This is a genomic window from Bacillus pretiosus, from assembly GCF_051294775.1.
Taxonomy (GTDB): Bacteria; Bacillota; Bacilli; order Bacillales; family Bacillaceae_G; genus Bacillus_A; species Bacillus_A wiedmannii.
This window is the reverse complement of record NZ_JBPPHF010000002.1, coordinates 684053-707338: the sequence shown is the minus strand read 5'-3', so window position 1 is coordinate 707338 and position 23286 is coordinate 684053. Positions and strand designations below refer to the sequence as shown.

The 23286-nt window shown below is 34.6% G+C and carries 27 protein-coding genes; 4 read left to right on the top strand and 23 right to left on the bottom strand.

Annotation, left to right across the window (positions count from 1 at the left end; all coding sequences use genetic code 11):
• Window positions 1–31: 31 nt before the first annotated feature.
• Entirely contained in the window at window positions 32–2416 is a 2385-nt protein-coding gene (gene cpdB / locus ACSG5Z_RS11960; protein ID WP_435711483.1) for a bifunctional 2',3'-cyclic-nucleotide 2'-phosphodiesterase/3'-nucleotidase, read from the bottom strand.
• A 362-nt stretch (window positions 2417–2778) separates the two neighbouring features.
• On the opposite strand from cpdB, the gene ACSG5Z_RS11955 reads away from it, so the two are divergent.
• Both ACSG5Z_RS11955 and ACSG5Z_RS11950 read left to right on the top strand, forming a co-directional pair.
• Window positions 2779–3558, top strand: a complete 780-nt coding sequence (locus tag ACSG5Z_RS11955; protein WP_087985149.1) for a GDSL-type esterase/lipase family protein — start codon at window positions 2779–2781, stop codon at window positions 3556–3558.
• A 72-nt stretch (window positions 3559–3630) separates the two neighbouring features.
• A complete protein-coding gene (locus ACSG5Z_RS11950; protein ID WP_000445817.1) occupies window positions 3631–4077 on the top strand; it encodes a MarR family winged helix-turn-helix transcriptional regulator in 447 nt (148 codons plus the stop codon).
• Between the two features lie 24 nt (window positions 4078–4101).
• On the opposite strand, the gene ACSG5Z_RS11945 is transcribed toward ACSG5Z_RS11950, so the two are convergent.
• The 17 genes from ACSG5Z_RS11945 to argC all read right to left on the bottom strand — a co-directional run bounded on the left by ACSG5Z_RS11945 (window position 4102) and on the right by argC (window position 17771).
• Window positions 4102–4299 (bottom strand): hypothetical protein, encoded by a 198-nt coding sequence (locus ACSG5Z_RS11945; RefSeq protein ID WP_060488332.1) that lies wholly within the window; start codon window positions 4297–4299, stop codon window positions 4102–4104.
• 58 nt (window positions 4300–4357) lie between these two features.
• Window positions 4358–4918 (bottom strand): DUF2062 domain-containing protein, encoded by a 561-nt coding sequence (locus ACSG5Z_RS11940; protein ID WP_073516940.1) that lies wholly within the window; start codon window positions 4916–4918, stop codon window positions 4358–4360.
• Between the two features lie 460 nt (window positions 4919–5378).
• Complete coding sequence (locus ACSG5Z_RS11935) at window positions 5379–5588, bottom strand: hypothetical protein (protein WP_033728149.1); 210 nt, start codon at window positions 5586–5588, stop codon at window positions 5379–5381.
• A 3-nt stretch (window positions 5589–5591) separates the two neighbouring features.
• Window positions 5592–6062 carry a hypothetical protein gene (locus ACSG5Z_RS11930; RefSeq protein WP_435711482.1) on the bottom strand — a complete coding sequence of 157 codons (471 nt, stop codon included), beginning with the start codon at window positions 6060–6062 and terminating at the stop codon, window positions 5592–5594.
• Between the two features lie 176 nt (window positions 6063–6238).
• Complete coding sequence (locus tag ACSG5Z_RS11925) at window positions 6239–6652, bottom strand: hypothetical protein (protein ID WP_002190606.1); 414 nt, start codon at window positions 6650–6652, stop codon at window positions 6239–6241.
• Window positions 6653–6713: 61 nt separating this feature from the next.
• On the bottom strand, window positions 6714–6908 hold the full coding sequence (locus tag ACSG5Z_RS11920) for an EndoU domain-containing protein (RefSeq protein WP_078175439.1): 195 nt from the start codon (window positions 6906–6908) through the stop codon (window positions 6714–6716).
• Between the two features lie 452 nt (window positions 6909–7360).
• Entirely contained in the window at window positions 7361–7681 is a 321-nt protein-coding gene (locus ACSG5Z_RS11915; protein ID WP_000749723.1) for an immunity protein Imm33 domain-containing protein, read from the bottom strand.
• On the bottom strand, window positions 7678–8208 hold the full coding sequence (locus tag ACSG5Z_RS11910; protein WP_435711481.1) for an ankyrin repeat domain-containing protein: 531 nt from the start codon (window positions 8206–8208) through the stop codon (window positions 7678–7680). Before ACSG5Z_RS11910 ends, ACSG5Z_RS11915 begins: the two co-directional genes overlap by 4 nt.
• 278 nt (window positions 8209–8486) lie before the next feature.
• Window positions 8487–8831 carry a DUF2185 domain-containing protein gene (locus ACSG5Z_RS11905; protein ID WP_002190609.1) on the bottom strand — a complete coding sequence of 115 codons (345 nt, stop codon included), beginning with the start codon at window positions 8829–8831 and terminating at the stop codon, window positions 8487–8489.
• 388 nt (window positions 8832–9219) lie between these two features.
• Window positions 9220–10032, bottom strand: coding sequence for an Imm47 family immunity protein (imm47, locus tag ACSG5Z_RS11900; protein ID WP_002190610.1), 813 nt, complete (start codon window positions 10030–10032; stop codon window positions 9220–9222).
• Between the two features lie 728 nt (window positions 10033–10760).
• A complete protein-coding gene (locus tag ACSG5Z_RS11895) occupies window positions 10761–11222 on the bottom strand; it encodes an Imm30 family immunity protein (protein WP_002190613.1) in 462 nt (153 codons plus the stop codon).
• Window positions 11223–11244: 22 nt separating this feature from the next.
• A complete protein-coding gene (locus tag ACSG5Z_RS11890; protein ID WP_227557437.1) occupies window positions 11245–12237 on the bottom strand; it encodes a WXG100 family type VII secretion target in 993 nt (330 codons plus the stop codon).
• Between the two features lie 363 nt (window positions 12238–12600).
• Window positions 12601–13551 (bottom strand): ornithine carbamoyltransferase, encoded by a 951-nt coding sequence (gene argF / locus ACSG5Z_RS11885; protein WP_088064371.1) that lies wholly within the window; start codon window positions 13549–13551, stop codon window positions 12601–12603.
• Window positions 13552–13563: 12 nt separating this feature from the next.
• On the bottom strand, window positions 13564–14724 hold the full coding sequence (gene argD / locus ACSG5Z_RS11880; RefSeq protein WP_435711480.1) for an acetylornithine transaminase: 1161 nt from the start codon (window positions 14722–14724) through the stop codon (window positions 13564–13566).
• Window positions 14721–15488, bottom strand: a complete 768-nt coding sequence (argB, locus tag ACSG5Z_RS11875; protein ID WP_060488328.1) for an acetylglutamate kinase — start codon at window positions 15486–15488, stop codon at window positions 14721–14723. The genes argD and argB overlap by 4 nt, the downstream gene beginning before the upstream one ends.
• Window positions 15489–15499: 11 nt before the next feature.
• On the bottom strand, window positions 15500–16723 hold the full coding sequence (gene argJ / locus ACSG5Z_RS11870) for a bifunctional glutamate N-acetyltransferase/amino-acid acetyltransferase ArgJ (RefSeq protein WP_435711479.1): 1224 nt from the start codon (window positions 16721–16723) through the stop codon (window positions 15500–15502).
• A gap of 10 nt (window positions 16724–16733) precedes the next feature.
• The gene (gene argC / locus ACSG5Z_RS11865) at window positions 16734–17771 is read right to left on the bottom strand and encodes an N-acetyl-gamma-glutamyl-phosphate reductase (protein ID WP_088064375.1); all 1038 of its coding nucleotides are present in this window, start codon (window positions 17769–17771) and stop codon (window positions 16734–16736) included.
• A gap of 375 nt (window positions 17772–18146) precedes the next feature.
• On the opposite strand from argC, the gene ACSG5Z_RS11860 reads away from it, so the two are divergent.
• Window positions 18147–18332: a YqzH family protein gene (locus tag ACSG5Z_RS11860; protein WP_001003210.1), complete on the top strand. Its 186-nt coding sequence runs from the start codon at window positions 18147–18149 to the stop codon at window positions 18330–18332.
• Between the two features lie 29 nt (window positions 18333–18361).
• On the opposite strand, the gene ACSG5Z_RS11855 is transcribed toward ACSG5Z_RS11860, so the two are convergent.
• Window positions 18362–19156 carry an SDR family oxidoreductase gene (locus ACSG5Z_RS11855; protein WP_075308096.1) on the bottom strand — a complete coding sequence of 265 codons (795 nt, stop codon included), beginning with the start codon at window positions 19154–19156 and terminating at the stop codon, window positions 18362–18364.
• Between the two features lie 9 nt (window positions 19157–19165).
• Complete coding sequence (locus ACSG5Z_RS11850; protein ID WP_064474854.1) at window positions 19166–20119, bottom strand: MBL fold metallo-hydrolase; 954 nt, start codon at window positions 20117–20119, stop codon at window positions 19166–19168.
• A gap of 165 nt (window positions 20120–20284) precedes the next feature.
• Here ACSG5Z_RS11850 and proI point away from each other — a divergent pair, with 165 nt between their 5' ends.
• The gene (gene proI / locus ACSG5Z_RS11845) at window positions 20285–21124 is read left to right on the top strand and encodes a pyrroline-5-carboxylate reductase ProI (protein WP_000027261.1); all 840 of its coding nucleotides are present in this window, start codon (window positions 20285–20287) and stop codon (window positions 21122–21124) included.
• A gap of 51 nt (window positions 21125–21175) precedes the next feature.
• Here the strand turns inward: proI and sdaAA are convergent, their stop codons facing one another.
• The 3 genes from sdaAA to ACSG5Z_RS11830 are packed head-to-tail and all read right to left on the bottom strand — an operon-like array spanning window position 21176 to window position 22924.
• On the bottom strand, window positions 21176–22054 hold the full coding sequence (gene sdaAA, locus ACSG5Z_RS11840) for an L-serine ammonia-lyase, iron-sulfur-dependent, subunit alpha (protein ID WP_000489470.1): 879 nt from the start codon (window positions 22052–22054) through the stop codon (window positions 21176–21178).
• Window positions 22055–22072: 18 nt separating this feature from the next.
• Window positions 22073–22732, bottom strand: a complete 660-nt coding sequence (gene sdaAB / locus ACSG5Z_RS11835; protein WP_000877441.1) for an L-serine ammonia-lyase, iron-sulfur-dependent subunit beta — start codon at window positions 22730–22732, stop codon at window positions 22073–22075.
• A gap of 45 nt (window positions 22733–22777) precedes the next feature.
• Entirely contained in the window at window positions 22778–22924 is a 147-nt protein-coding gene (locus tag ACSG5Z_RS11830) for a hypothetical protein (protein ID WP_179194447.1), read from the bottom strand.
• Window positions 22925–23286 lie beyond the last annotated feature (362 nt).

Here is a 23286-nt window from a genome sequence, read left to right as displayed (position 1 = left end):
CTGAATCGGTAATCCTTTTTATATTTCTCCACTATCTATTTGCCTTCTTTCTTCTAAATAACAGAAGTAATCCCGCTCCAACAAACGCCAAGCCTGCTCCAATTGTAGAAGCAACACTTGTACCTGTTTTCGGTAAATCACGGTCTTCTTTATTTTCACTTACAGTTGTTGTTTCTTTTGAGTTTTGATTATCCGTTGTAGTTTGTCCAGATCCTGCATTATTTGCTTCATTTGTTGGTGGTGTCGTTGGATTTTCTCCATTACTACCTTCATCTGTTGGTGGTGTCGTTGGATTTCCTCCATTATTTCCTTCACCTGTTGGTGGTGTCGTTGGATTTCCTCCATTATTCCCTTCACCTGTTGGTGGTGTCGTTGGATTTCCTCCATTATTCCCTTCACCTGTTGGCGGTGTCGTTGGATTCTCTCCACCAGTTTCCTTATCATCATCGTTCTTCTTCGTTATATCAATTGCATATTTAGCAAATTCATTTTCAGATGGTCCAACATATGATATTTTCCCATCTTTCTTTATATACTTTTGTGCATTTGGTGAAGAATCGAATGTTGTATGTAATTTATCTGCAACAATCGGTTTAAACGTCCAATTTTTATCTGCTGCTGGATTAATAACTGGTGTTTCTTGCATATACTTCACAATGATTTGACGTGTTTCATCTTGTGATTGGTATACAACTTCGCCTTTACTTACACCTGGGAACGTTTGGCTACTTCCGCGATAGTTATTTGTAGCGACGATGAACTCTTGATTGTCAGCTACTGGCTTACCTTCATATGTCATATTTATAATACGATTCGTATTTGCATTTACAACTTTTCCATCTTTATCGTATTTCGTTGGTTGTGTTACATCAATTTCGTATTTTAAGCCATCTAAAATATCGAAGTTATATGTAGGATAGCTTATATTTACTAACGGCTGTTCTTCTGTTTTCTTTGGATCAATTTGGTTAAACTGACCTGCAGACATTTCAAGCCATTCTTTCACTTGTGCCCCATTTACTTTTACAGCATATAACGTATTTGGATATACGTATAAATCTGCAACGTTTTTAATCGCTAACGTTCCAGCTGGAATATCCGTATAATATGTAGCACCGTTTCGGCCACCTGCTTTAAATGGTGCGCCTGCAGATAAAACTGGAATTCCTTTATATTTGCTATACTGTCCATTTTCAGCAAATAACTTTTCTACATACCATTTTTGTGCATTTGTCACAAGTTGTACAGAAGGATCATCTTGTACTAATGAGAAATAACTATTAATTGGCGCTGTCGTTTTTCCTACAGCTGTATTCACATAATCAATTGTCGCTTGATGATCATCTTTAATTTCATTAACTAATTCTTGATCAGATTGCACTAATGGGTTCCCTTTACTATCAGCAATCGGACGAAGTTGCGGCTTCGATTGCTCTTTTTGTATTTCCCATTTTCCGTTTACCTTTTTCAATTGCATATCAATAATACCTAAGTTACTTCCAAAGACACCAGGCATTACAACTGGAACACCATTAAATAAATCCTTCACTTCAGTATGTGAATGTCCCATTAATACTGCATCTACACCAGGAACTTCTGTTAAATAATACGAAGCGTTTTCCATGCCAACGTTGTATCCACTCTTATCAACGCCCGAATGCGCTAGTGCAACGATAACATCTGCACCTTCTGCTTTCATTTTTGGCACCATTTTCTTCGCTGTTTCAACTATATCTTTCGCTTTCACTTTTCCTTCTAAATTTGCTTTATCCCAGTTCATAACTTGAGGTGGAACAAATCCCATTACGCCAATTTTCACTTTTTGTTTTTGTCCTGATTCATCTTCTACTTCTTTTTCAAAAACATGATATGGTTTAAAGTAATTTTGGTCGTTCTCTTCATTAGTATCTTTATCATCTTTATAGACGTTGGAGTTAATAACCGGGAACTCTGTTTTACTAATTACTTTGTTTAAATAGTCTAAACCGTAGTTAAATTCATGATTCCCAAGAGAGATGACGTCATACTTCATTAAATTCATTAAACGATATAATGGATGTGTATAACTAGGATCCACAGGCTTCTTCGGATCATTTATTTTATTCGCTACATAATCTCCAAGTGGTGTCCCTTGCAATGCATCCCCATCATCAAATAGGACAGAGTTCTTCGCTTCTTCACGTGCTTTATTAACAAGTGTTGCCGTTTGCACGAGACCTACTTTATTATCTGTTTTCGTTTGATAATAATCGTAATTCATTAAGTTAACGTGAATATCTGATGTTTCTAGAATTCGTAAGTTAACCGTACTCTCCCCGTTGTTCTCATCCGCATGAGCTGTTGCTGGCAATACTTGCGGCGCTATTACACCTATAGCAAGAGTTGCTCCAGCTAGCATTTTTTTTGACTTTTTCACAAAAAATCCCCCTTATACAATTACCAAAAATAATGAAATAAACTTCTATTTGCCTCTAACCACATACCTTTTTTCTTCTATTAGAGACAAGATTTTCATTTCATCCTGCGCTAATGAGTAGTCCCCTTAAACGCCTGATTAGTGAAACTTTCATTAGTGGGAAATAAAGCCCTACTCATTAAAATTTCACCTTATCTGACATTATCATATATAATGTACTTTCATATCGTCAATATTTTTTGACATACTTCTACAAATTTTCTGTAAAGTTGTTGTAAACTTTTCATAAACATATAATATGCCCTTACATTGTTAATACTGCTGAATATGATACAATTACCAATTACAAGGAGGATGAATATATGAAAAAAGTCATCTTAACAATTGTTTGTCTCCTCCTTCTAATCATTTCTTATTCTTATTTTGAAAAGAACGATGAGACAAAACAAAATGAACCCGAAGAAAACACAGAAAAAACATCTACTCCAAGTTGGATTGATAAGCAAACAAACGATTCCTTTTATCATCTCGTACTAGGTGATTCACTCGCCAAAGGATATGGATCGACACAAGGGGGATTTGCTGAATTAGCTTCTAGACAAATAGAAGCACAAATTCATAAGCCAATTACAGTAGAAAACCTTGGGATAAACGGTCTTACAACAGATCGTCTCGCTAAAAAAGTGCAATCAGAAGATGTAAAGCAAAAAATTAGAGCAGCAAATATCATTACAATTAATATTGGAGGAAATAATTTATTCCGTTTAAATCGTGATGTCGGTGTTATAGATGGTATTAAAATGTTAAATAAAGAAAAAGCTCATTTTGAAGCGGATATAAAAAATATTGTAAAGACAGTTCGAGATCAAAATCCGAACGCTTTACTCATTCTCTCAGAACTCTATAATCCGTTACAACTCGATGACTCCATCGCCAGTTATGCAGATATGTTTTTAGATGGATGGAATGAATCCGTTTATTCCATTTCAAAAGCAAATCAACCATCTATCGTTTTACCAATTCGTAAATTAATATCAAATGATAAAAAAGATTTACTCTTTGACCAAGTGCATCCAAATGATAATGGCTACGCGATTATTGCCGATTCATTTACAAAAAAAGTGTTGGCCTACAAATATTAAAATTTCCATGAAACAATTCTATTTTTATAACATGTCTTTTTTGTTACAATGATAGTGGAAGGGGGCCTTTATATGGAATCACGCGAGTGGGAACGTATTGTTGATCATCTTCTTTCGCTAGTGCCTCTTTTTTATCGCAAATTTATGCTTCCTGGAGAATTTTCTTCTCAAAGACATATGCCGCCATCACATACACAAGTATTGCTACTTCTGCATGAAAATGGTACATTAGCAGTTTCCGAAATCGGCAAGCGGCTAGCGATTTCACGGCCTAACATGACACCTCTATTAAACAAACTGATTCAAGAAGAACTAATAGAGCGTCATTATAGCGAAAAAGATCGACGGGTCATTTTAATTTCCCTAACAGCTGAAGGGAAATTGTTAGTAAATCAGTATCAACAATTCATTTTAGACAAATTAAAAGAAAATTTCCAAACATTATCTGAGGAAGAGCGCGAAAAGCTCATTCACTCTCTTCAAACCATTCAAAATTTAATTTTGAAAACAAACGCATAAAGCTGCTTCTACATAGAAGCAGCTTTATGATTCGTAATAATTACCATAGTATACATTTGAATATGGCCATGTCGTTAAATATGGTTTTTGTTCTTGCGTAGGCTGTTGTTGTGGTATTTGTGGTAATTGCTGCTGCTGATACACTCCAAATTGCTGCCTCATATCATTTACCGGATAATAATTTACATATGGATATACTTGCGGTACGTAATAATAATACATTCATTCTCTCCTCCTTTTTCTTAAACATATTCCAAGGAGAAAATGAATGTGACACTCTTTATATTTGCACGAGTGGTTCTCTCACTCGTTTCTTTCTGTTCTTCAACCGTAGCTTACGGTTCTTTTCATATAAATAATGCACAACAAAATATGAAATCACCCCAAACACAACTCCTATTATCGTCATACCAATTAATACATACACTTCACTCTGTAACAAGCTCTTTAACATTGTGAAAATATGGCTTGAAAACAAGTCAGAGATCGTAAATGGTTCATGATGTATCTTTTTCACATGAAATGGATAAATCATTTTTCCTAACGCATATGCAAATGGAAATAAAAATACTGGTAAAAATGATATTTTCCCAATAATATTGCCAATAACCGCCGCAGGAAAAGATCCCTTTGCCAATCGAACGATCGGATAAAATATTACATATACGAGCGATGCCGTATATAGGACCAGCATCTCTAAACCAAAACCTATCGCAAAGCCTAATGATACTTTCTTTGCTCCTTCTGGCGATCGAAGTAACTTATAATATTGAAACTTTAATATTCTCCACATCCGCTGAAAAAACGAATATGTTTTCTTAGTTGTTTTCAAATTCATCATCTCTTTAACTATATTTTTTCTATCTAGTATGTCCTTACATGATATGAAAAATAAATGTAGTTTACTCCTTTTATTATAAATGATATAGAGATGATTAACCAAATATACATACGACATTTCAATATAAAAAAGCACCCCTCCAATTGTTATTCGTGTCTAACAATTGGAGGGGTATTTCAGTTTGGCGACTTTTTTCTTATTTATTCTCCTAATGTTTGTCCCATATCATCAGGTCAGTTCCCTTCGTTTTTCTTACGCGATTTTTTATTTTTAAAAATTATTTCAAAAATATTCAATGTACTCACACTTAGTAAATTTACATTTCATCAAATCATTTCACTCTGTTCTCAAACATAAATCTTCATAAAACACCCTATATGTCCTTTACACATTTAAATAAAACAAAAAGAGCATATCCCTTTCAGAATTGCCCTTTATCTTAAGAATATATGTCAATTTATTAGTTATTTCTTTTCACGAAATGATGAATCCCTTCAAAAACAACTTCTTTTAGAGCTTCTGGATAATCCGAATAACCTTGTTTTTCTATAATTATCTCCAATACTCTCCTTACATTTCCATCAAGGATTATAGTGATTCCTGGTGTTATTTCACCAGTTTCTTCATTTTTAAATGTTTCTTCTATCATAGTTAATTTATTTTCTTGTATAACTTAACCCTCTCTAACTAAATAGCTTTTATTCTTATCTTCCCAGTATCTATACTCATAGAGTACTTGTTCATCAAATCGCTGTAAATAACCTTCCCAGTTATTCGGAATATATTCTTCAAAAGATATAGATTCCGGATAATTAGAATAAAAAATTAAACGATCAAAATCTATCAAGAAACATGGATTATAATCATAATAGGCTTCTTCTCTATTAGTTCTTAGTTCCCTTAAGAATTCTAACCTACTATCTTCTGTAAATCTTTCATATTTTTCTATTCTTTCTAAAAAATTAGCTATTGTAGTCTCATTTAAAATACGAATGCCTTTTCTTTCTTCTGGATATTCACTAGGAGCGTACCCAGCTTGATTATAATCTAAATACCATAAATCCGGTTCAGTTATATACCAATTGAACTTATTTTCATATTTTACACCCACTATAATATTTTCTGCATATAAAGGCTTAATCATTTAATTAGTTCTCCTCTCTTACTTGATAAGTTTAGCATTTTGGCCACACTCTACCAACCACCGACTAATGGTGGCAGGTGATTCTTACTAGTCAATCCTCTATTATTTGACGCCACTCGAATACTAGAGTTCGTTTTTATTTAGTTTAAACAATGCTGTTTCTAAAGATGTAAATACTAAGACTGTGTATTTTGTTGTAAAAATGCTTCTAAAATTCTCTTAACTGGCAGACTCGATTTTTTCATTAGACTCTCCGCTTTAGCCATAATTTTCTTGTTGGAAGCGATTATTTTTTTATATTCTTCATTGTTAAAAGAACGAAAAGAGTCCATTATATATTCAGCTAATTCATCATTCGCATTGAGTAAATCTAGTAATAAATTGAATCCATTCATCCCAGTATCTTCATCTATACAATATACTAATCTAATTTTATATTTATCATCTCTTTCCTTTAAATTTTGAAGCAATTTATCCCAATCATTTTCATTAAATTCACTTATCAATTTTTGTACATACATAAATTCATCATCATAGAAATAGTTATCTGAGCTATTTTCAGATAATACTGCATCTACTTTTTCATACATTTATGTTCCTCCTCTATTTGATAAATCCACCTAGTAATGGTGCATTAATTTGGCCTGTTGGCTATCCACTAACCACATTGTCACCTATTTTTATTACATCAATTTCTGCGTCATCAATACTTTTCCTATGAAAAGTTGCTCCATCTCTTCCTCTAATACTTGACGTGGAAGAATTTCCTATATCAGTTATACTACCTAAAATCTTTGTATCACTCCAACTTCCTGGAAATATTGTACTATTTTTTATTTTAGCCATTTCTTTTGCTAGTTTTAATCCATTAGCGATTGTACTTAATCCACTTGATACCTTGCTTCTCTTGCGACATGACCTATTTTATTTAGTGTCTTATCGCCTAATAATAAGATAGCTATTTGCCTTGATTCAAGGAGAGATATAATATTTGTTTTACAGATCCAGAAAAAGAAATCAATACTTATGAATTGTGGTTTCATTTAACAGATAACTATTGTTCTGTAAGTATTGTCGCTATATTTGAATATCAATTTACCATCATAAGTTTTTATGTAAAACTTTTTAGATTACTAAAAAACCTTGAAAGGCATATAGCCAATCAAGGTTTCAATAGTATTTTACCCAATTCCATAGTATAGATTATCTATTCCTTTAATCTTTTTGAAATATATACTGATATGCATAAAGTTTTATGCTAGTAGATATATACCTGTACTAATCACTAATATATCTTCTTAAAAATCTACTTTTTCTCCCGAATCAGTATAAACAAAATACTTTTTATTATTTTCATTTAGTAGAGTAATATCTGTTCCAATTGGCATATTAAAAATATTCATTACCGCTGGTTCTATTTCAATAATAGTTCCCCAATCACAAATTGACATATTTGATGCATCAGCAAGATATTCATCTGTATCTATTTCTGACAAAAACCTCCATCCATTATCAATAGCATTAACTGGTTGTTCTTTAATACACCATTTCACATTCCCTTTATTTTGTAAAATATTCTTAGATACAACGCTACCACCCAATCCACTACTCTTTTTCAAATAATCACCTCCAGAACTTTTTTCATATCATCTGTTCCACATTCTTCAATTAAATACCTTAATGAATATCCAGATTTATTTTCATCATTAATATTCGGTCGTTTTCCTAAACATTTTACAATTAAATCATTTCCTTCCTTTGTTCTTTTTTTTAATACTTCTTGACATAAAGACCATATTGCAGAATTACCAAATTTTTTATCTTTCAAATTCAAATCTACCCCCATATCAACCAGCCTACAAGCTACTTCAACCGCACCTGGACAATTAACATTTGCTGCTAAATAGTGCAATTCATTACATTCATCATTAGAAATTATATTAACCTTTGCACCATTGTCCAATAGAAAGTTTGCTATATCAAACTTTCTACTAATTAATGATTTTTCAAGTAAACTAATACCATTTTTATCGCTTGAATTTACAATCTCTTCAATACAGTTTCCCTCAATTTTTAGCTTCTCTAAAAATAATTCAAGATTCCCGAACTTTATAATAGTCCTATAATCAGCTTTATCAATATCCATTTATACTATCACCCTCTCATTCATACTTATGGCTCCTATATTTTCCTTCTAGTATCTCCGCCCCCTTCCCGACTTCGCCCGTTTGATTATACCTTAAGCAAATCAAGAGTCACCCCTAAACGATCCGCAACAATTTTCGGTGTATACATTTCCGATTTTCATTCCCTGTTCTCAAACATAAACCTTCATAAAACACCCTATATGTCTTCTACACATCTAGATAAAACAAAAAGAGCATATCCCTTTCGGAATTGCCCCTCTCACCTAAAAAAATAAAATCAATTTCTTTTTAATATTTGATCAATATCTTTCTCATTTTCACTTATTAAATCATAAAATCCTACATGAATATCTTCTTCATACAACCAACATAAATCTATACCATAAGGAGCATCAAAAATTTCTAACATAACTGGAGCTATTTCTAATATAGAGTTTGCTCCTAATACTTGAAAATTAATAGAATCATTTACATATTCATCATCATCTTCCGAAGAATAAATAGTCCACCCATTTAATTGAGGGATTTCTGATTTTTCTCTAAATGTATAACGTATTGATTTTCCAGCTACAACATTTTTAGAAACAATAAAGCCCCCATAATCAGAATTATTTACTTTCATATTAACACTCCTCAATAATAGTTAATAAATCATTTCTCCAAGAGTACTCTTTAGCATAATCCACACATGATTTTCCAAATTGATCTTTCTAATTATAGTTTGAACCCTTTTTAATAAGTAGTTTATACATGTCTTTATTGTCTTTTATAGATGTTTTATTCATCGTAATAGCATTATATTCATCCGAATCATTTATATTAATTTCGTTCTTAGGAATTGTTTTTATACCATCGCCGGCTACATGCTAGCTCTTATTTTTTAATAGTGATAATCTCACCCTAACAAAATATTAACTTCTTCTTTAGTAGATCTTATTTCTATCTCAAGACGAAAAAAGCACTTGTTGCCTTTTGTCGGCAATTAAGTGCTTTAAGTTCATATATTATAGTCAAAGCTTATATCCGTAAAAATACTTTTGTCCCTTTTCCCAGTTTTCACTTGAAATTCCATTTATATAAACAATAAAATCTTTATAATTGCTTGCACTAATAATAGTGGTGTAATCCGCAGGCACTCTTTCACCAGTCCAAATTGATAATAAAGATGGTATTAATTCCATTTTTAATGGTTCTTTATTATTTGCAGCAATCATAACCCGCTGAATCATTTTTTTAGCTAAGTCTCCTGGAAAAGCTAAATTTTGTTGAAAATAATATCTATCTGTATCCTTTTCCTGACAATATATAAAATAAAAACTTCCAATTTCATTAATAGTTGCATCTTCACCAATTTGCTCTTCAAAATTAATAAAAGAATCAATAGAGTCTCTTATTATAGTAGCTGTATCACTAACTTCCTCCCACTCTTCCAGTAAAGCCAATAAATATGGAATTACCTCAAAAGAAAGTGAGGTTGTGGCTGCTGATGCAAAAGTCTCTACTGTTTCTTCAGTTGCCTCACTAAGAAAACGAAGATTATTTGAATCCCTTAAGTCTTCATGTGTTGCGACAGAGAAAAACACTCTAATACATAAATTTAGAATCGTCTCATCTTTAGTCTGATTCATTAATTGAACGAATAGTGGTTTTTGAGTAAAATCCCCCGTTTTAAATAATTCTATTAAGTTAAATAAAACTTCCTTTTCTGTTACAGATTTTAAAATTTCTTCTTTAATTTCCGATTGAGCTAACGTCGTTTTTTCTCCAAACCATTTACTACTCATCAGATTTCCTGTTTCTCCCATAAACGCACCTACTTTCATTAAATTATCTCTTCCCATTTTCTTTAATTAATTTATCTAAATACTTATGTTACTTCAAATCCCACAATATATATGAGTCTGATCGTTTATTTTTAAAATATGTAGAGTGCTCTTTTCTAGTAGATACCTTTAAGTTATGATTTCCCCTCCATTTACTATTTAAGGAAAGTGTACCATCAGTATTAACTAAAATTAGCTCTTTACTATCGCCATCTTGAACATTGCGATAAATTACAGTCTATAAAATTTAAGACTTCATACACTTATACAATTATACGTGTACCAACTTATTTCTACGCTAAAACAAAAAAGCACTTGTTGCCTTTAATCGACAACCCAGTGCTTTAAGTTCATCTGTTTTTAAGTAGCATAGATTTCTAAGTTTTGTAGTAACAGTTTGACAGCCTTTATATGTTGTGACAACTACTACGTTAAAACTTACGAGTTTGTACGAGTTCATTAGTTTTATGTCCATTCCATGTGTTTATATTCATCATCCAGTAAAATGTCATCTCGCCTAAGCTCGTACTTCGTTTTTCTATTCTATCATTGCACACAGTACTCCATGATGGTACAACCATCATGGAGTATGTACTTTTTAATAGCTTATTCTTATTCTTTTTCTTATTCTTTTTCTTATTCTTTTTCTTTCCACTCCAATAATAAATTCTTTTCTGTTAGCTTGCCTTATGTGCTTATATATCGTTTCAACTTTAAACATTAGATGGTTAGATGCTCTTAATTACCTCATTAACAGATTCACTAAACATATCAGGGTCTTCATTTTTTATATCAATCAATAATTCTTTAATACTAATCGTAATTGATGGATCAAATCCCGAAAGTACTTTTCCATATGCTAATCTTACTTGAGGGTGATTAAGAATTCTATAATGTAAAATTTCTACCCATTCTTTAGCTGAGTTAATCATCTTTGGAAAAGCTTTAACAATACATACAAGTCCTTCTTCTATGTTATTTTTATATAAGCTCTCTATTCCATGAATCAAACCAAACATAACCTCAAATTGCTCAGTCTCATCATCCAGAACTAAACATAAATCTGTAATAACAGAGACGTCATTGTACTCTATTACTTCCATTAATGACTCATTAAAATCTCGTATCTCATTTTCATTTTCTAATAAACGATTATCATATAGTCTTTTTAAATGACTCTTAATATCCAAAGGTAATCATCCTTTCCATGTTTTATTTATCAAATAAATGCGGATACAGCTCTTTGTTTCTTTTAATAACTTCTCTTAAACCTTCTCTTATCTCAACAGTATATAAACCATCTTTTATATAAATTTTTCGAGCATCCAAGATATCATGAGATAAGGCCTCACGAAAGCTAAGGTTTAAATACGCCTGCGATTTTTCTCCTGATAGACCATATGTATATGTTTCACGATGTCTCCCACCAGTTCCAGGATGAGGTTGTTCCATATTCATACTCACACCATCATTCCTTTTTATACCAGCTTGTTTCATTTTCTGTGCAGAAGGCATATGATGTGGAGTAATATTATCAAAAGCAGTTCCTTGTTTCACAAGTTGTTTATAGGTTCCAACTTTTCCTTCATTAGTCAATAGAGCTTTATCCGCACCATTAACTCCATTGACTTTCTCCACAGGTACTTTTTTAGCTTTATTCACAGCCTCAGTAGCCTTAGCAGTCATTTTAACTCCTTTTCCTACTTTAGCTATCTTTCCAAAGGGTGTAAGGCCGGCTACAGCCATGACACCTGCCCCAGCACGTTCCCACCCCGAAAGTTTTTCGCCAGTAGATGGATCAATCCCATCCCAAGCACGACGAATATCATACTCACCACTTATTTCACCCGCTATATCCCTAGCTAGTTTTTTACCATCAAAACCCTCTTTTTCTGATGATAGTGGTCCACACATTGCACCTTTTTCCATTGTAACATCTTGATTATCTGTATTGCGGAATTTCTCAGCAATTCGTTTCAAATCTTCTTCTACTTTTACAAGTGAATGAATAGATGTAAAAGCTTTTGGTCGCGCATCATTGAACATTTGAATGAACTGTTGATTGGAGGCACCAATCCACTGAAAACACAATTGATCTATTTCATTACATAATTTATTATGTATAGATTCTAATGCGATTCGAGTATTACTTGCACGATTAGCAACTTCTTCTAGCATTTCAGGTGTTACTTTAATTTGAACCATTTTTTTCCTCCCTCTCCCAATTAAAATTATGAGATAAAAAGAAAAAAATGTAAATACGGAAACTTCAGGCTAACCAAAAGTCTTTATATAACATAAAACCTGCTTAACAACAAATGAAGCCTATGTGTATGTGAAGTAAAGGAAAGAGCCTTCCTGGTGAACAAGGCCAAAAGGTTAGACAAAAAATTAAGTAGCTATTTCTCTAATGGATATCCCTCGTCTATCCATATAATTAAGTACATTCAGTGTATACTGAAGGGAATATGTTTTTATTACATTTACTTTTCTTCTAGTAAGAATTTAACCATAAAAAAATACACCTCCAATTGTTATTCATGTCTAACAACTGGAGATGCACATCATTTAGGAAAGTTCTTCTACATTTTTAAATAAACTTACTAATAATGCTTTTTGCGCGTGCAATCGATTACCAGCTTGCTCAAAGACGATAGACTGTGGTCCATCTATAATTTCTCCTGTTACTTCTTCTTCACGATGGGCAGGTAAACAGTGTAAGAAACGATATGTTTGCTTCGCATGCATAACAAGTTCTTTATTGATTTGGTAAGGTTGAAATAAAGTATATTTCTCTTCTTCTCCTTCTTGCCCCATGCTCATCCAAACGTCAGTATAAATGAAATTTGCTTCACTCACCGCTAATTCAGGATTATGCAAAATTTCAATTACAGCCCCTGTTTCTTCAGCAATCATTAACGCTTTTTTTACAATTTCCTCATTCGGTTCATATCCTACAGGCGTCGCAACAGTCATATTCATTCCAACTTTCGCACTCGCTAACAACAATGAATGACATACGTTATTCCCATCACCTACATAAGCTAATTTAATTCCTTTAAATGTCTTTACTTCTTCATAAATCGTCATTAAATCTGCCAACGCTTGACAAGGGTGGTGATCGTCCGTTAATCCATTAATAACAGGTATGCTCGATTCTTTTGCAAGCTCTTCTACATCGGCATGTGAGAATGTACGTATCATAATCCCGTCAATATAATGAGATAATACTTTCGCAGTATCTGAAACGCTCTCCCCTCTTCCAATTTGCATCTCTTTCCCACTTAAAAACATGCCATGTCCTCCGAGCTGTACCATTCCCGCTTCAAAAGATACGCGAGTACGAGTCGAATGTTTATCAAAGATAAGCCCTAATATTTTTCCTTGTAATAAAGGCTCTTGCTTATTCTTTTTTAAATATATAGCGAACTCAATTAAAGAAATGATTTCTTCTTGTGTCAGTTCTTCTAATGTTAAAAAATCTTTCGTATTTAATTTCGGTACTTGTACAGTTGACATGGAATTTCCCCCTTATATGATTGATACGTTTTTTGTACAAACTACTTTTTTTATCATATATACTGCCTGTTCTAACTCTTCATTCGTTACAATAAGTGGTGGTAATAGTCTTATCACATTAGATCCTGCTTGTAATACGAGAAGTCCCTCTTTCTCTAGTTGTTCTATAAAACTTGCAACTTCATGCTTACACTCAATTCCAATCATAAGCCCCTTACCACGTATATTTTGAATACAGTCGACATGTCGTAATTCCTCTTGCAATTTCTGTAATACGTACTTGCCCTTTTCCTTTACTTCTTTTAAAAACGATGGCTTCTTAGTTATTTGCAATACTTCTTTCGCCGCAGCCATTGCAATATAATTTCCACCAAACGTTGAACCGTGTGATCCTGCAGGAAACGATGTTCCAAGTTCTTTCCGGCCAATCATTGCTCCAACTGGAATGCCATTTCCAAGCGCCTTAGCGGTAGTAACGATATGAGGATCTATTCCCATTTGTTCGTAAGCAAATAATGTCCCAGTTCTTCCAATTCCAGTTTGTACTTCATCTATAATAAATAGGGAACCGGACTTCTTACATAATGTTTCAATCTCTTTCAAAAAGGCTAGATTAGCAGGTACTACTCCTCCCTCACCTTGAACAACTTCTACCATTACTGCCGCAACTTCTTCATTCATTACCTCTTTCAATGCCTTAATATCATTAAAAGGAATATGTAAAAAAGATGGAAGTAATGGACCAAATCCTTCTTTCACTTTATTTTGCCCCGTCGCACTCATCGTTCCGAATGTTCTACCGTGAAAAGACTGCTTGCATGTTACGACGAGAGACTTTTCAGTATGCTTACGGGCTAACTTCAAAGCTGCTTCATTCGCCTCTGCCCCGCTATTACAGAAGAACACATAATCTAATGCAATATTTTCTGTTAATAATGACGCGACTTCTTCTTGTAAGCTGTTTGTAAACAGGTTAGATATATGCCATATATCATGAAGTTGCTCTTGGACAGCTTTCATAACCTTAGGATGACAATGTCCTAAATTACATACGCCAATTCCTGATATGAAATCTAAATATTGCTTACCATTTTCATCAATAACTTCCGTTCCACTTCCCTTTACAAGCTCAATATTTCTTCTCCCATACGTTTGAAAAAGATGACTTGTCATACGATACTTACTCCTTTCGTTACCGTCGTTCCGATACACTCGCCCGTAACTTCAGTAAAATCTTTTGTACCGTTCACAATACTTATCTTTTGCACTCCCATTTTTAATGACGTTAGTGCCGCCTGTACTTTCGGAATCATCCCGCCTGTAATAACTCCTTTTTCTATTAAAGTAGTAATTTCCGATTCATCCGTTTTCTTTACTAATTTCCCTTCATGTAATATCCCATCTACATCCGTAATAAAAATGAGTTCTTTTGCGGATAATGCGGCCGCAATTCCAGCTGCAGCTGTATCCGCATTTATGTTATAAATCTCATTATCATGTATCCCGACCGGAGCAATAACAGGAATATAATTCAAATTTATCAATCCTTTTAGTAAGGTTGTTTCGACATAACTTACTTCTCCCACATATCCTATTTCTTCGCTGACAGGTTGAACTTGAAGTAAATTGCCGTCACACCCTGAACAACCTACCGCAAGTAAATTATGCCTTTGCAACTTCATTACAAATTTTTTATTCGTACTTCCGCATAGCACCATTTGAACAATATCCATAACTTCTTTTGGTGTTACTCGTAACCCATCTCTTTTTTCTACTTTGATGTTACAACCTTTTAATTGCGCATCAATTTCTGGGCCACCACCATGGACAATCACTACTTTATACTTCTGTTGCAATTTCTTTATACAATCAAAAAACACATCATTTAATTGATCCAACATACTACCGCCGCATTTTACTACAATATAATCGCTCATCTTCCCTCTCCTTATGTACGATAACAAGCGTTTATTTTCACATATTCATAGCTTAAGTCACAGCCCCAAGCTGATCCTGTCTCTTCTCCTAAATGTAAATACACATCAATCATAATTTCATGTTCTTTTAATTTCTTTTTCATTTCCTCTTCAGAAAACATTTGAGGTTCACTATTTTTCAGCACCGTAATAGATTGAAGAGTAATATCAATTGTATTTGGGTTAATCGTGACTTCACTTTGTCCAATACTGCTAATAATTCGCCCCCAGTTTGGATCTTCACCATGTATTGCTGTTTTCACAAGACTCGAACCGACTATTTGCTTTGCAATTTTCTTTGCCTCTTCATTCGTTCGAGCTCCTAACACATTTACTTCTATTAACTTCGTAGCGCCCTCACCATCTTGTGCGATTTTTTTCGCTAAATCTTCACATACCTTCTGTAAAGCAAATACGAAAGTTTCCCAATCTGCATGTTCCATATTGATTGGTTTCGTTTCTGATAATCCACTTGCCATAACGATGACCATATCATTCGTAGAAGTATCTCCATCTACCGTAATTTGATTAAATGTACGATTCGTTATTTGTGATAATGCTGTTTGTAATACGTCATGCTCTATATGAGCGTCTGTCGTAATAAAACTTAGCATCGTCGCCATATTTGGATGAATCATCCCTGAACCTTTCGCAACACCAGCAATCGTCACTTTCTTCCCATCAATCATCATTTCATAGCAAGTTTCTTTCGTTATAAGATCCGTCGTTAAGATTGCTTCAGAAAAAGAATGAGCTTCACTTTCTTCCTTCGTCGGGATAAGAGTTGCAATTCCCTTTCGGATTATATCCATCGGTAAAGGGACACCAATTACACCTGTTGAAGCTACTGAAACGTAATTTTCTTTCACTCCAAAATGTTCCGCTCCTAATGCACGCACCTCGTAAGCATCTTGTAACCCTTTCATTCCTGTACAAGCATTTGCATTTCCACTATTGACGATAATTGCCTGCAATTTCCCCTCAGCTGTTATACTGTCTTTCGTTACTTGCAGGGGAGCTGCTTGTATTTGATTCGTTGTATAAACGGCAGCACATGATGCTGGCACTTCACAAATGATTACACCTAAATCCTTTTTGTCTTTTTTCAAACCATTTGCAGTACCGACTGCCGAAAAGCCTTTTGGCGTTACAATTGAACCATTATCTAATTTTGTAATAGACTCTACTTTAATCATCATGTCCCCCTTATAAATAAAGCGGCATATGTTGTAAACCTGTTGTTTCTTCTAGTCCCGCTACTATGTTTGCATTTTGAATCGCTTGCCCAGCCGCACCTTTCATCATATTGTCTATAACAGAAACGACTGTCACTCTTCCGGTTCTTTCATCGTAAGCTATCCCCATATCACAATAATTTGAGCCCCTCACTTCTTTCGGACTTGGAAACTCTCCTTGCGTACGAATTCGAATGAAAGGCGATTGTTCATACGTTTCTTCATATAATTTTTGAAGTTTCCCTATTTCCATTTCTCGTTTTACTTTCGCATAAAGTGTAACCATAATTCCCCTTGATATCGGTATTAAATGTGTACTAAACGTGATTGGCTTCGTTTCCCTATTCCACTCCGCGAGCATTTGCTCAATCTCAGGAACATGTTGATGCTCATTTACTTTATAAATACGCAGGTTATCGTATAACTCAGGAAAGTGAGTCATTGTCGTTGGCGTTTTGCCTGCTCCAGATACTCCTGATTTCGCATCAATAATAATGGAATCTTCTTCAATTATGTCGCTACGAACTAACGGCAATACCGCTAATAATGCAGCTGTAGCAAAGCATCCTGGGTTTGCAATTAAATTTGCATTTTGAATCTCGGACCTTTTCCATTCACTTAACCCATATACAGCTTTACTAAGAACTGCTTCTTTTGCAGCTGTCCTTTTATACCACTGTTCATATATGAAAGGATCTTTCATACGAAAGTCTCCAGATAGGTCAATTACTTTTAAACCTACTGCTAATAATTTTGGAGTTAGCTCTGCTGATACTCCTGCTGGGGTTGCCAAAAATACAATTTCTGCTTCTTTCACTATTTCTTCCGCATCAATTTCTTGTAACGTATGAACAAGAACATTTTGAAAATGCGGATATACATTTGTTATACACTCGCCAACTTGCGAAAAAGAATGAAGAGATGCTATCGAAAAATATGGATGTTGCTCTAATAACCGAATTAACTCAATACCTCCATACCCAGTTGCTCCAATAATCGCGACTTTCATATGCTCCTCCTCATATCAATTCTTTAAATTAAGTATGATTATAATATTGTATATTTATAGAGTCAATTAAATATTTATAAATTTTACAAACTTGAAAAACTTAATTTTACTAGAAAAACAATATACACAATAGAATTTTTATACACAAATAGTGTATAGTAGTTTTTTCATTTCACTTCAAGTACAATAAAGTGAAACTATAATCAGTGGGGTTTTGTTCATCCTCCCTGATTATTAGCCCACACCAATCGGGCGTTTAGGGGCAGTCGATCTCCCACCTAACTTCTTTGCTCTAGCCGAATTTTAAGGTGGGGGTTTTACTGCCCGTTAATGCCGGGTAAAACAATACATGTATACATACAGGCGGGGAAAAACATGAATGAGAAATTAATTGAGAAAATGATTATAAAAAGTTTTCAGCAATATCAATGTAATCCTATGTCAAATGAGGATCAGGAAATGCTTATTAAACATATTCAAACGATAATTCATTCAAATACTGAAATTGATGTATACGAGGCAGTTGAGGATATCGTTTACGATTATGTGACTGGAAAATAAAAAATAGGAGATTTCCATATGGAAATCTCCTATTTTTTATTTAATGATTTACCTGCAACACGCTCAAATAAACCTGGGAATAGTGCATAAAGTTTCGGACCAATGCCCATCCACTTCGGTAAGTTTACTTCACGCTTTTTCGTTTGCATCGATTTTACGATCTGCTCTGCTACATATGTTGGTTTTAACATGTACCGTCCCATGTTTTTCACATATGTACCGGATTGATCCGCTATTTCAAAAAAGTTTGTATCTATCGGACCTGGATTAATCGCTGTTACGAAAATATTTGTACTAGACAACTCCATGCGTAAACTATTCGTAAATCCTAATACTGCATGTTTCGTCGCTGCATACGCACTCGATTTTGGAGTTGCAATTTTCCCAGCAAGTGAAGCAATATTAATAATATGTCCTTCGTTCCTTTTCACCATATAGGGTAGTACCGCTTTCGTACAAGCTACTAATCCAAATACATTTACTTGGAACATATCTTTCACTTCATCCATTGACGCATCTTCAAATGTTTTAAAAATACCAAATCCCGCATTGTTTACTAATATATCAATACGTCCCACTTCTTGTAATACCTTTGAAAAAACAGATTGTACTTCCATCTCTTCACTTACATCTAATACATAATAATAGCAAGGCGTATTATAAGTTTCTTTAATTTTCTCTGCTAACGCTTTTAATTTCTCTTCTGTTCTAGCCATTAATACTGGAGTCGCCCCCTGCTCTGCAACTTGCATTGCAACTTGCTCTCCAATTCCGCTAGAAGCACCTGTAATGACGATTACTTTATCTTGTAAACGTCCCGTCATTGCTGTCACCTACTTTGCATAATAAATCAATTGTTGCGAAGATTCATCAATCATCACTTGTTGATTATATGCTAAAAAGTCTAATTGTCCAACAGTTTCTGAAATAGTAAGCGGCAATTGCTCCTTATATAATACCGGAAATAGTTTTACACATACTTCAAATGCTGTCATTGGTTTTTCCTTTAATAACTCAAGCACTTTAAACGCACGTGTTTCTTGCTTTTGTAATCTCGTTTCAATAAGTTGTTTCACATTTAGAACATCTTCTCCATGTCCTGATAAAATGCGCGAAATATTCATTTCACTTAAACGCTTTAATGTTTGATTATATTGTAATAACGGGCGCGCCCTTTCTGTTTGTCCTTCATATGGTGGTTCTAATATGGGATTCGAAGAAATATGGCTAATGAGAGCATCCCCGCCAATTAATATTCCATCAGATTCTCTATATAATGAAATATGAGTGGAAGCATGACCTGGTGTTTCGATTACTGTAAACCCAGGTAAAGAATCAATACGATCTCCCTCTCTCACAGTATGCGTTAACGATCTATTACAAGAATATTTAAGTGTCTTCGTCGTCAATAACGCCTCGTCTTTCAAAAATGCCGCTGGAACACCAAATTGCAAAGCTGTCTCTCTAAAAAACTCATGATACCACTTTAAAAATTCTGGATTTTGCGTGATCCAAGGCTCATTCCAAGGATGTCCAATAATGTTCGTTTTCTCAGAAAATATATTTAAAAGCCCACAATGATCCGCATGATGATGCGTAATGACTACTGTTTTAATATCTTCTATCGCATATCCTAATGTACCTAATTGCCTTTCTAAAGCACTTCTTGCCTCTTCTGTATTCGTCCCTGTATCAATTAATGTTAATGTCTCCCCCTCAACTAAAAACACATTCACAGTTTCAACTGCAAATGGCACAGGAATCTCCATTCGGTGAATCGCCGTCATGCTTAGCCCCCCTGTCTCTTTCCGGTTCAAAAATGAATACTTCTTCAGTTTACAACTTCTATATATATTTGTCATTATTTTCAGATAAAAAGAGGTGTTTCCTGTAAAAAAACGAATGTATGTACATTTATAAGAATTTCTAACCAAATTTAAAGGAGGAACATCATGTCTATTCAAAACATTTCCTTTCTCGGTGCAGGCTCTATTGCTGAAGCTATTATTGGTGGCTTGTTACATGCAAATGTTGTGAAAGGCGAACAAATTACTGTAAGTAATCGTTCTAACGAGACAAGATTGCAGGAGCTACATAAAAAATATGGCGTAAAAGGTACGCATAATAAAAAAGAGCTACTTACTGATACAACTATTCTTTTTCTAGCAATGAAACCAAAGGATGTTGCAGAAGCGCTTACTCCTTTTAAAGAAGATATACATAATAACCTGCTTATTATTTCCTTATTAGCAGGTGTTTCTACTCACTCGATTAGAAACCTACTTCAAAAAGATGTTCCGATTATTCGTGCGATGCCAAATACATCTGCAGCTATTTTAAAATCAGCTACTGCTATCTCGCCTTCAAAACATGCAACAGCGGAACATATTCAGACTGCCATAGCTTTATTTGAAACGATCGGTCTCGTCTCTGTTGTAGAGGAAGAAGATATGCATGCTGTCACTGCATTATCTGGAAGTGGGCCTGCTTATATTTATTACGTAGTGGAAGCGATGGAAGAAGCCGCAAAAACAATTGGTTTAAAAGAAGATGTTGCAAAGTCACTTATTCTTCAGACGATGATTGGTGCTGCTGAAATGCTAAAAGCAAGTGAAAAACACCCTTCTGTTTTGCGAAAGGAAATTACTTCTCCTGGCGGAACGACCGAAGCAGGCATTGAAGTATTACAAGAACATAAATTTCAACAAGCACTTATTTCTTGTATTACACAGGCTACACAACGATCACATAATCTTGGGAAAACATTAGAACAACTAACAAAAGAAAAATAAAAATGGAGCTCAATCTTACTTGAGCTCCATTTTTTCATTAACATATATTGTTTAGTTATTAGTCTTCCCAAAAATCTCTTCTTGCAGACGGCGACCAGTTGGTGTTGCTGCAAGTCCACCTTCAGCTGTTTCACGAAGTGCTACTGGCATCGTTTGTCCGATTCTAAACATCGCCTCAATCACTTCATCACATGGAATTGTACTCGTTACGCCAGCTAATGCTAAATCAGCTGAAATCATCGCATTCGCAGCTCCTGCTGCATTACGTTTTACACAAGGTACTTCTACAAGCCCTGCAACAGGATCACATACTAAACCAAGCATATTCTTTAATGAAATCGCCATCGCTGTAGCTGCTTGATCTTGTGTTCCACCAGCCATCTCAACTGCTGCTGCTGCTGCCATTCCACTTGCTGAACCTACTTCAGCTTGGCAACCTCCTGCCGCGCCGGAAATACAAGCATTATTCGCAACAACCATACCGAAAGCTCCTGCTGTAAATAAAAATTCGATCATCTCTTCGCGTGTCGGCTGTAATTTTTCTTGCAGTGCAAACAGTACACCTGGCACTGTTCCAGCAGACCCTGCTGTTGGTGTTGCACAAATAATTCCCATCGCTGCGTTTACTTCATTTGTTGCAACAGCTTTACTCACCGCGTCCAAAATCGTATCTCCAGATAAGCCTTTTCCGCTATTCATATACGCCTGAACTTTTACAGCATCTCCGCCAGTTAAACCAGTTGGTGATTTCACTCCGCGAATACCACGTTCTACTGCTTGCTCCATCACGACTAAGTTCTTTTCCATACCAGCAATTACTTCTTCACGTGAAATACTTCTTGTTTTCATTTCACATTGAATCATAATTTCTGCGATTTTTACATTTTGTTCTTTAGCTTGCGCCACTAGTTCCGCTGCGTTCCGAAACATGGTGTGTCCCCCCTGCAATTATTCCATAATAGTTACTTGACAAATATTTTGTTGCGCGTTTATTTCTTCAATCACTTCATCTGCTAATAATTCATCTGTTTCGATAACCATAAGCGCTCTTCTTCCTTTTTCTTTACGAGAAACACTCATTGTACTAATGTTAATTTCATGTTTCGCAAGGATTGAAGCTACTGCTGCAATAGCACCGAAGCGATCGTTATTTACAATAAGTAGTGCTGGACTCGTGCCTGTTAATTGAAGATCGAATCCGTTTAATTCTACAACTTCAATTTTACCGCCACCAATTGAGCAAGCAACAACTTCAATTTCTTCTTCACCTTTATACAAACGAATTCTCGCTGTATTTGGGTGAGGTGCATTTGCATCTTCTTCAATAAATTCTACTTCGATTTTGCGCTCTTTTGCTATGTCTAGCGCTTCTGGAATACGTAAGTCATCTGTTTCAAACCCTAATATCCCACCTATTAACGCTACATCTGTACCATGCCCACGATACGTCTTTGCAAATGATCCATATAATGAAATGCTTACTCTTTCTGGTTCATGACGAAACAGCTGGCGAGCAACTTGCCCCATTCTTGCTGCACCTGCTGTATGTGAACTTGATGGACCAATCATAACTGGACCAATAATATCAAATACTGAGCGATACTTCATCATAACTCCCCCTAAACCTCTGTGCAAAAATTTTTTACTATTCTATTAAGCTACCGAATCGGTTGCTTTTCCAGTTGTACGACGAATTTGTTCCGCTATACGAATTGGATAGTTTTTGAATAACAGTGAAACAATATATCCTGAAATAATACCAATTATCATAATAAATAAGAAACTTAGCATTACCTTCATTTACTAATCATATAAGCTAATCCACAATAAAGTCTTGTAGCAATCCAAAGTTTAACACAGAACCCCTTACAAGCATAGCATAAACAAGTGAAACTCCCATTGCTTTCATACCTTTTAGTGCTTTAAAGCTAAAAAATGAAAAAAGACTTAGTACAAATAATAGTAATATCCTTCTTATTTATAATTCTCATGTTTCCCTCTCACGATTTAGTCAACTCCACTTGTTACGACAAATGGTTAAAACGCATGTAGCCTACAATAAATTATAATCTGCCCTCATTATATCTTGTTTTTAATAAAACGCTTACTTTTAATAAATTTTAAAAGTTCTGAATAACGATCCGTTTTTGCTATTTGTACCA